Origin of the sequence: uncultured Campylobacter sp., assembly GCF_938045775.1 — a bacterium.
Taxonomy (GTDB): Bacteria; Campylobacterota; Campylobacteria; order Campylobacterales; family Campylobacteraceae; genus Campylobacter_B.
Window position 1 is genome coordinate 1 of record NZ_CALIBH010000228.1, and the last position, 9256, is coordinate 9256.

At 36.5% G+C, this 9256-nt stretch carries 12 protein-coding genes; 10 read left to right on the plus strand and 2 right to left on the minus strand.

Annotation, left to right across the window (positions count from 1 at the left end; translation table 11 throughout):
- The first annotated feature begins 152 nt into the window (after nucleotides 1-152).
- From Q0238_RS09120 to Q0238_RS09160, 9 genes are read left to right on the plus strand one after another with little or no spacing between them, the layout of a single operon-like run.
- A complete protein-coding gene (locus tag Q0238_RS09120) occupies nucleotides 153-758 on the plus strand; it encodes a hypothetical protein (protein WP_297945375.1) in 606 nt (201 codons plus the stop codon).
- Nucleotides 759-768: 10 nt separating this feature from the next.
- On the plus strand, nucleotides 769-1329 hold the full coding sequence (locus Q0238_RS09125) for a hypothetical protein (protein ID WP_297945378.1): 561 nt from the start codon (nucleotides 769-771) through the stop codon (nucleotides 1327-1329).
- Complete coding sequence (locus tag Q0238_RS09130; RefSeq protein WP_297945381.1) at nucleotides 1329-1715, plus strand: deaminase; 387 nt, start codon at nucleotides 1329-1331, stop codon at nucleotides 1713-1715. Before Q0238_RS09125 ends, Q0238_RS09130 begins: the two co-directional genes overlap by 1 nt.
- Before the next feature lie 2 nt (nucleotides 1716-1717).
- Nucleotides 1718-2020 carry a hypothetical protein gene (locus tag Q0238_RS09135; RefSeq protein WP_297945384.1) on the plus strand — a complete coding sequence of 101 codons (303 nt, stop codon included), beginning with the start codon at nucleotides 1718-1720 and terminating at the stop codon, nucleotides 2018-2020.
- 43 nt (nucleotides 2021-2063) lie between these two features.
- Complete coding sequence (locus Q0238_RS09140; protein ID WP_297945386.1) at nucleotides 2064-3140, plus strand: thiamine-phosphate kinase; 1077 nt, start codon at nucleotides 2064-2066, stop codon at nucleotides 3138-3140.
- Nucleotides 3133-3825, plus strand: a complete 693-nt coding sequence (locus Q0238_RS09145; protein ID WP_297945389.1) for a thymidylate synthase — start codon at nucleotides 3133-3135, stop codon at nucleotides 3823-3825. Before Q0238_RS09140 ends, Q0238_RS09145 begins: the two co-directional genes overlap by 8 nt.
- Nucleotides 3826-3828: 3 nt before the next feature.
- Nucleotides 3829-5385 (plus strand): hypothetical protein, encoded by a 1557-nt coding sequence (locus Q0238_RS09150; RefSeq protein ID WP_297945392.1) that lies wholly within the window; start codon nucleotides 3829-3831, stop codon nucleotides 5383-5385.
- Between the two features lie 11 nt (nucleotides 5386-5396).
- The gene (locus tag Q0238_RS09155) at nucleotides 5397-6080 is read left to right on the plus strand and encodes a VWA domain-containing protein (protein WP_297945394.1); all 684 of its coding nucleotides are present in this window, start codon (nucleotides 5397-5399) and stop codon (nucleotides 6078-6080) included.
- The gene (locus tag Q0238_RS09160; protein WP_297945406.1) at nucleotides 6080-7045 is read left to right on the plus strand and encodes a PP2C family serine/threonine-protein phosphatase; all 966 of its coding nucleotides are present in this window, start codon (nucleotides 6080-6082) and stop codon (nucleotides 7043-7045) included. Before Q0238_RS09155 ends, Q0238_RS09160 begins: the two co-directional genes overlap by 1 nt.
- A gap of 148 nt (nucleotides 7046-7193) precedes the next feature.
- Here Q0238_RS09160 and Q0238_RS09165 read toward each other — a convergent pair whose 3' ends face one another.
- The gene (locus tag Q0238_RS09165; protein ID WP_297945397.1) at nucleotides 7194-7604 is read right to left on the minus strand and encodes a hypothetical protein; all 411 of its coding nucleotides are present in this window, start codon (nucleotides 7602-7604) and stop codon (nucleotides 7194-7196) included.
- The gene (gene rarD, locus Q0238_RS09170; RefSeq protein WP_297945400.1) at nucleotides 7597-8469 is read right to left on the minus strand and encodes an EamA family transporter RarD; all 873 of its coding nucleotides are present in this window, start codon (nucleotides 8467-8469) and stop codon (nucleotides 7597-7599) included. Before rarD ends, Q0238_RS09165 begins: the two co-directional genes overlap by 8 nt.
- A gap of 104 nt (nucleotides 8470-8573) precedes the next feature.
- Here rarD and Q0238_RS09175 point away from each other — a divergent pair.
- Nucleotides 8574-9256, plus strand: a 683-nt coding sequence (locus Q0238_RS09175; RefSeq protein ID WP_297945404.1) for a 3-deoxy-7-phosphoheptulonate synthase, incomplete at its 3' end; no start/stop codon positions are given.

Consider the following 9256-nt stretch of genomic DNA (forward strand, 5'->3'; position numbering starts at 1 on the left):
AGGATTTAACTGGTTTAAATGTATGATTGAGACTATTAAAGAAATTAACTCTAGAGTAGGTAAATGGGATGAGTCTAGAAAGAAATGGGTTAAAGATAAATCACCAGAAGCAGTAGCTAACTGGTATAAAGCAAATTATAAGGAATGTAGAAATGAAATGTAAGTTTGTCAAAATTAATGATATTTATATCAAGTATAAGTGTATAAGAAGTGTTAAAGCATCTGATGTAGCTGTAAGTATTGCTTTACTAGACAATTCTCTAATAGAATTAGCATTTACTAAACCTCTAGATAAGGTATATCAGCCATTTGAAAGTATGCTTAATAAGTATGTTCAACAGCAATTTATCTATAAAAACTCTACAGATAAGGGAATATTAGATTTAGACTATATAGCTATGAATCCTACTGCTGTTATAAATGGGTTACTATCAGAAAAGTTCTTAGAGCTTCTAAAACAAGCTTGTATAGATTTATTTATTTCTTATGGCTGCTTTGCTAATAGCTATAAATATGGAGGTTTTAAGCAGATATTTAAGGATAATATTATCCTTTGCTCTGTTATAACAGATGTCTCTGTAGACTATTACAAAGAGAATACAGTATTCATAGGAGATGTAGATTATAAAGGTCTAAAGCTAGTTTACTGTATAGATAAATCTATATATGATATGTCAGGACTAGAGGATACTAAGCTGTTAGACTATGTTATTAGTCAAGCTGAAAAGATTAAAGAAAATGCAAAATATGGTTACTAGGAGTATATAGATGTTAAAGTTTAGAACCGATAATAGATTATTATTAGTTACTTCAGATTGTTTGGTAGAACTATCAAAAGATACTTTAAGTGTATGTATAAATGGAAGCTCCATTGAAAGTAAAATACCAGATGAAATACAAGCAAAGATGACTCCTAGACGTATGAAGTTATTTAAAGGTTATGTCTATGATGTTATCTGTAATCTTGATAGAACTATTAGATTACCTGAATTATATCCACCAGATTATTCTGATTATATTGATTTAGATATGCTTACTAAGAGTGCTTATAGCGTCTCTAAAGCTTTATTGCTTAAAGAATTGTATTCTAAGATAGAACAGCACTTATTCGGGTATTGCTTGTCATATCCTTTATATGACGATAAACTAGATAGGCGAGAATATTTATTTGATGTACGTATAGAAACACATTTAGCAGCTTCTATAACTAGCGGAACTATAGATGGTATTTATTTTTCTATCGGTTGGTTATCTACAGCTGATAGATTACTAGCTAGTGTTACTGACCCTTATCGTAAAGCTATGCAATCTTTCCCAAAGGAGTTATGATGAATATTAGTTCATTTATATGGCAATTAGTTAAAAATGCTGAGGAATATAGTAGAGATACTAGACCTGTAGCTTGTATAGCGGTTAGTAATAATAAACTAGTATCTGTAGGATTTAATGATAGTGCATTAAATATGCCTACTAGAGACGAGAATAAAAAAACTCTACCTACAGTAATACACGCAGAAGTTAATTGCCTAATTAACTATCGAGGTAGTGATGAGATTATTCTCTATTGCTCTTATGCTCCTTGTGTTAATTGTGCTAGTGCAATTATTCAATCTGGGATAGTAAAAGAAGTATGGTATAAAGAGTTGCTTAATGATAATAAAGCTGGAGTTAGACTGCTTAGAAAAGCAGGTATTAAATGTAATAAAAGGAGATAGAAATGAAAGGTTTGATTTTAATGGCTCTAGTAGCTAGTAGTCTATTAGCCTATTGCAATAGCAATGACTATGCTTGTCAGCAAAGAGAGATGCAACAGCAAATAGATGACCAGCAAAGAGCTATGTATCGTCAGAGACTATGGAATCAAGCAGACCAGCTTAGAATGCAAGCTGAGATGCAACGACAGCAACAGCAAATGCAACAACAACTAGAGCAACAGAGACAACAGATGGAGTATCAAAGAATGCTTCAAGAACAGCAGATGAGAAACCAACAATTCTATAACTACAATAGGGGGTATTAAATTATCAATGAAGTTTTGATTATATTGGGATTTTAGAAATTATATGAAAAATTATAAGTTATATGAAATAGGCGAAAAACATCTAGTTTCAGAAATTATAAAAATGCTTCATGCTGATGACCAACTAATGGGCGGTTTCGGACATGACAGCGCTTTTTTAGATATAAATATTAGTAAAGATGAAGTGCTGCTTATCAATACAGATAGAAGCGGTTTAAATTTAGCTTATACAATGGGATTAGATAATGGTAATTGTGTTGGAGATTTTGGTGTATCTCACGCCGTAAGTGATATTTTCGCTTCCGGTGGCGCGCCTATTTGTGTGAGTATTGCTCTTTTATTACCCGCAGATACTAATTTGAATTTTATTAAAGAGGTAATGAGCGGAGCAGATATGGCGGCAAAAAAATATGGGGCATTTATAACATGCGGAGATACGAAGAAGAGTGATAAATTTGCTATGGTTGTTACGGCTATTGGAAAATGTAAAAAAGATGAAATTCTTACTAGAAGTAATGCTGGGATAGGTGATTTTATAATAGCTACAGGATATTTTGGAACCATGGTTAGTGCTATGTTGGCTTTTAAAAACCATCTAGATATGTCTAAAGAATCAATACGGATATTTACAAATTCTTTAGTTTATCAAAATCCGCCTCATAAAATAGCCCATAAAATTTCAAAAGCTAAAATTGCAAATGCTTGTATAGATAATAGCGACGGTTTATCTAGTAGTATATACTCTTTGTGTGAAAGTAGCGGTCTAGGAGCTATTTTATATAAAGATCAAATTCCTATAATGCCTGCAAGCAGAAATGTGGCGAGGGTATTGGGAGTAGACGAATTTCAGTTTGCTTTAGCAAGTGGAGATTGGCAATTTATATACTCGGTTTCTAAAAATAACTTAGATTTATTTATGGATATGACGCATAGGTGTAAAGTTCATGCAGCTATAATAGGTGAATTTATAGATGAAAATAAAGTGCTACTTCAATCAAATGGTACACATCATATATTAAAACGAATAGAAAATGATAGGTTTAAAATTAGTGGGATGAGGTATTTTGATAGTTTTTCAAGAGATATTGATTACATTGTAAGGGGCAATAGCTGTGAGTGATACTATTGATGCCAATACTTTGGGAGAGTGCTGGTTAAAATGTATAGATACTGTTATAAAAAAGGGTAGCATTTTTTATGATGAGGATGTAAAAATTAAAGAAATTTTGGGATTACAAATAAAAATATCTAGTCCAAATACCAGTGATGAAATTATCTCTAAGTTCGGAGATCAAGAAGTTATATTGCATACTCTAAAGAAATTTTCAAAAGGTATAGTTATGGAAAATAGACCTTTTACATACGGCGATTTAATTTATAACAAAAATGGGGTTGATCAATTTGAGTGGCTGGTTGAGAGATTGGATAAAAAGAAAGAAACAAAGTCGGCCACTATATGTCTTTTGAAAGAAGGGATAATGGACGATAATTTACCATGTTTGACCACTATTGATGCCAAAATAAGGGATGAACGATTAAATTTGCAATTCTTTTTTAGAAGCCAAAATATATTCGGAAGACAATACGCAAATTTGCTTGCCATTGCAAAATTACAAACGGACTTGGCAAATAGACTCTTGGTAAAAGTTGGTTTTATCGGCGGCTATATTGCTTCGGCACATATATATGAATATGACTTTGAAATGGCGAATCTCTTATGCCAAGGCAATGATATTATTATAAAAGATAATTTCTATTCTTATGGACCGAAATCCATTAGAGGAAATTTGAAATTCAGGAGTTAGATAATGTATGACAATAAAAGAGAAATAGTATTTGAAAAATTGGCTCAAAATTTTAAAATTTATATAGATACCGGCAGTCTCTTAAATAAAGCATTTGAACGCTGGTTTGATAGAATTAAACCCTTTTTAAAAAAGTATAATAATTGCTTAAGATTATTGCCGAAGGTGGTGGAAGAATTGAATTTGAACATAAATAATGCGGATTTAAACATAGCTTCTACAACAAGTAAAATAGTAAAATTTTTAAAGAATATGCAAGATGAGAATTTGATCAAATTTGAGGTATGTGATATTGATAAAGCTCGCTTTAATTATTTTAATGATTTTTTTCTTTCCCTCAAGCCTACCGATAAGATCTTATTGGTAACACAAGACTATGACATTTATAAAAGCATCGTAGCGCAAGGAGTTGAAATAAGACGTATCAATAAAAGTAGCGATACGAGTAAGTTTCGTCCGGACGATATATCAAAAATAGATCCTAGAATTTTGAGACTTTCAAAACCGGCTTTTATGAAAACCAATATAATGATTAGCAATGACGACAGAATAAATCCTATAACCAAAATTCCAGAGGAAAATGATTTTGTCTATGATGACAAAGGCAAAGCAGTAAAACTTATAAAAAGAATTTCAGCTGGTGGCGAAGGGCTGATATATACTACGGATACGCAATGCGTAGCAAAAATATATAAAAAGCGAAATAATACCGAACATAAATTTGCAAAATTAAAACTAATGGTAAGCACTTCCTTTGATTGTGAAGGAGTTTGTTATCCCGTTAGTTTATTATACAATAGTGCAGGGCATAGCGAATTTGTAGGATATTTAATGCCTAAGGCTAGAGGGGTAGAACTTCAGAAAAGTGTATTTCTAAAACCATTATTCGAGAAAGAATATGCTAGTTGGTCTAGAAAGGATCTAGTCCAGTTATTAGTAACTATCTTGCATAAAATAGTCTATTTGCATTCAAAGAATCTCATAATAGGCGATATAAATCCAGCTAATATTCTCTTTATATCTCCTATGGAAGTATATTTTGTAGATACCGATAGCTATCAGATAGGACCATTTCCATGCCCCGTAGGAACTATAAATTTTACTGCGCCGGAGATACAAGGGCGGCATTTTGGAGATTTCTTAAGGACTATGGAAAATGAAAATTTTGCAGTTGCTACGCTTTGCTTTATGATTATGATGACGGGTAAGACTCCGTATTCACATCAGGGTGGAACTGATCCTGCCGGTAATATTATAAAAATGCATTTTCCATATCGTTTTGGCATGAATGTAACGGATGAAGTCCCGGACGGCCTATGGAAATATATGTGGTCCCATTTACCATATATAGTTAAAGAGGCATTCTATAATATATTTAGTAGCAATGGAAAATGCTCAAAGCCAAACAAAAGATTAAGATCTAGCGAATGGTTGGAAATTTTTAAAAATTATCTAAAGATGTTTAATAGAGGGGAGTTGCAAAAGCAAGATGAGATGTCCTTAGAAATTTGGCCTACAAGAGCAAAAAAAGTAGATAAAACTAAATTTAAAAATTTTTAAAAGGAGAGAATATGAGTAAAGATATTATGGGTTTGGATGATTTGGCGTCAAATCCTACACCGAGAGTACCGGTATGCCTATGCCTAGATACTAGTGGATCAATGATGGGAAGTCCAATAAATGAACTCAATGAAGGCATAAAGCTTTTTTATGATGCCATAAAAGATGATGAGGTGGCGTTATATTCAGCAGACATAGCCATAGTCACATTTGGTAACGGTGGAGTGCAAATCGTGCGAGATTTTACGGGACTTTCAATCGACGATAGTTTACCGAATCTAAGTGCGAATGGCGGTACTCCTATGGGGGAAGCCGTAAATTTAGCTTTAGAAATTTTAGAGAAAAGAAAGAGTGAATACCGCTCAAAAGGGGTAGATTATTATCAGCCTTGGCTTATTTTAATGACTGACGGAATGCCTGATAGTATGGCAGCTTTGGAGACCCCAGTTGCTAAAACTTACGAGCTTATTAATAATAAAAAGCTTACTATTTTTCCTATAGGAATAGGAGAGAGCGCAGATATGAACGTATTGGCTAGATTTTCACCTAAAAGACCGCCGCTGAGATTGCAAGGCTTAAAATTCAAAGAATTTTTTGCTTGGCTTAGTCAAAGTGTCTCTAGGACTTCGCAATCAACTCCCGGTGAAAGTGTAAAACTAGATGTAGATGGAATAAAAGGTTGGGGAGAGCTTTGATGTATAAAATCTGCGGGGTTGCATTGCAAGGCAGAGGGCATATAAAACATAATATGCCCTGCCAAGACAAAATAGCATATTTTCAAAGTGATAATTTAAATATAATAGCATTGAGCGATGGGGCAGGTTCTGCAAAATACTCACATTTTGGAGCTGAGAAATCCGTAAAATTTATTTGTGAAGAATTTAGCAAAAATTTTGATGGATATTTTAATCAGCAAGATGGAAATGTTGTAAAATCAGCAATTCTTTCAAAAGTAAGATCTAGGATGATTGATCTAAGCAACGAGCACGATTGTGAAATTTCAGACCTGGCGCATACCTTGCTTTTTGTGGCGATAAAAGATAAAAATTTTATACTATTTCATATAGGTGACGGGATTATCGGCTGTGTAAAAAACAGACAAATCAAAGTAGCTTCATTGCCTACAAATGGTGAATTTGCAAATGTTACTGTTTTTGCTACCTCTGATGATGCTTTACAAAATGCAAAAATTATAAAAGGAAAAATTGATCAAATAGAAGGCTTTGTATTGATGAGTGATGGAAGTAGTGAGAGTTTTTACGATAGACAGTCGAAAAATTTGACTAAAATTCTGCTAAAGCTTATAAATTTAAATGCAATTTTGCCTAGTGGAATTTTGCAAGATAAGTTAGAGATATCATTTGAAAAATCCGTATTAGCAAAAACAAGTGATGATTGTAGTCTTGTAATGATCAGTAAAGCCACAGCATTTTCAAGCTTATCTATTTGGGAACAAGGCGAAATATTAGGCATCAAAGATCATAAAAAACTACAAAAAAATATATTTCTTTTGCAGTTTTTGCAATCTAAAAAGACTATTGGAGAAATTATAAAATTTACGCATTTGAAGAAGCGCCTTGCAAAGAGGCGTTTGGATGATTTATGCAATTTAAGTCTCATAAAAAGGACGGATGCTTTTTATGAAGCTCTTATAACATAAAACGGATATCTTTTCTTTATATGATAACTAAATTTTTATATTTAATTTATTGTGTATAATGTTTTTGGGTTTCTCTTACATTATATGATTCATATCTTATGCTAATTAAAGCGATAAGCTTTGAATTGAACTAAATTCAAAGTTTTGATTATAAATTCTTAAATTCCATCTCCAGCTGCTTGCGCCAGTCTTGCAGCGAGCGCTCTGCGTCCGCGGCGTATTTTTCGATAAGCGCGTCCGTTTTATTTAGAAACTCAAATAGCTTGCCCTCCCACACGGCGGGATTTAGGTTGCTTTGATGCATCGTTTTGATATAAACTAGCTCCTTGCTAAGAGCCTCAAGTTCGCCTAGATAGCTCTCGCGAGCGCTTTCATTGCGCAGTTCGAGCCGCTTTAGAGCTCGCAGTTTGCCCTCCAAAATATCGCAAAATTTCATATACCTTTGCGAGCTAAGCTCGGGGTCTGCGGCATCTGCGCGCGCGGAAGCCTTTTGGACCTGAAAATACACGAGCGCGCCCACCGCAAGGGCGACTGCGAACATCAAAGCGAAATTAGCCATTTTTTCTCCTTAAGCCGTCCAAGCCCACGACCGCGAGCCCGAACCAAATTAGCGAAAAGCTCAAAATTTTATAAGTCTCAAGCTCCTCGCCGTAAATAAACACCGCGATTAGCATACTCATGCTAGGGCTGATGTATTGCATAAAGCCGATCGTAGATAGCGGCAGATACTGCGTGCTTACGGCGAAGGTGAGCAGCGGCAAAATCGTAATCAGTCCGCTTGCAAACAGCAGCGCGCCGCTTGTGCTGAAGCCGAAAGCGGCGCTTCCTTTCAGCGCGCAGTAGATCAGAAACGTAAGCGCGGGCAGCAGCATCAGCGTCGTCTCGCAAAACAGCCCCTCAAAGCTAGGCACGCTTACTTTTTTGCGTATGAGGCCGTAAAATGCAAAGCTAAGCGGTAGCACGAGCGAGATTATCGGCAGCCTACCCAGCGCGTAAATTTGCACGCCGATCGCCGCAAAGGCCAGTAGCAGGGAAAGCTTGGCCGCCGCGCTTAGTCGCTCGCGCAGAAACAAAGCGCCCAAAAGCACCGAAAATAGAGGATTTATAAAATATCCGAGGCTGGTGGCTAAAATTTGATCAGAATTTACCGCGTAGATATAAATACCCCAGTTCGTGCTGATAAGTAGTCCCGTACAAAGCAACGTAAGGGCGATTTTAGGAGCGCTAAGAAGTCGCGCGACGTTTTTTAAGCGGTGCGTAAAGCAGAGAAAAACGAGCAGCAGCAGGAAAGACCAAACGACGCGATGCGCTAAAATTTGCACCGCGTCCACGTCTTTTATTAGCTTAAAAAATATCGGGAAAACGCCCCACATAAAAAAGGTCGCAAATGCAAGCATTAGCCCTTTAGTGCGGTTTTCTTCCATAAAATTCCTTCCAAATTGCCTAAAGGCGCTATTTTAAGATTTTTTGGGTTAATAAAAGCTTATTTCGGTATAATCGCGAAATTTTACGAAATCTAGGAGGGGCTATGAGTTGGAGTAGGACGTCATGGAAAGATTATAAAATTTTACAGCAGCCGATTTATCAGGATGAAAGTGCGGTGCAGGCCGCTAAAGAGCGCCTTTACAAGCTGCCGCCGTTAATTTTTGCGGGCGAGGTTCGCAACCTAAAAGCCGAGCTTGCGCGCGCCAGCGAAGGCAAATCGTTTTTGCTTCAAGGCGGCGATTGCGCGGAGAGCTTTAATGATTTTAGCGCGAATAATATCCGTGATATGTTTAAGGTAATGCTTCAGATGGCGATCATTCTTACCTTCGCAGCGGGATGTCCCGTCGTTAAGGTAGGTCGTATCGCAGGGCAGTTCGCAAAGCCGCGCAGTAGCGATTTCGAGGAGGTTGGCGGCGTAAGTCTGCCTAGCTATCGCGGCGACATAATCAACGGATTTGAGTTTAACGAAGCGGCGCGAAAGCCGGATCCTGCGCGCATGATCGAGGCGTATCATCAAAGCGCTTCGACGCTGAATTTGCTGCGCGCCTTTTCTCGCGGCGGTCTTGCGAACCTGCACGAGGTGCATAAGTGGAATTTGGGCTTTTTGAAAAAGAGCGAGCTGGAGGCTAAATTTAACGAGCTCAGCGATGAAATTTCGCGCACGCTTAAATTTATGGAGGCATGCGGGCTGAGCGCCGCTAATTCTCCGAGCCTTGCCGAGACGGT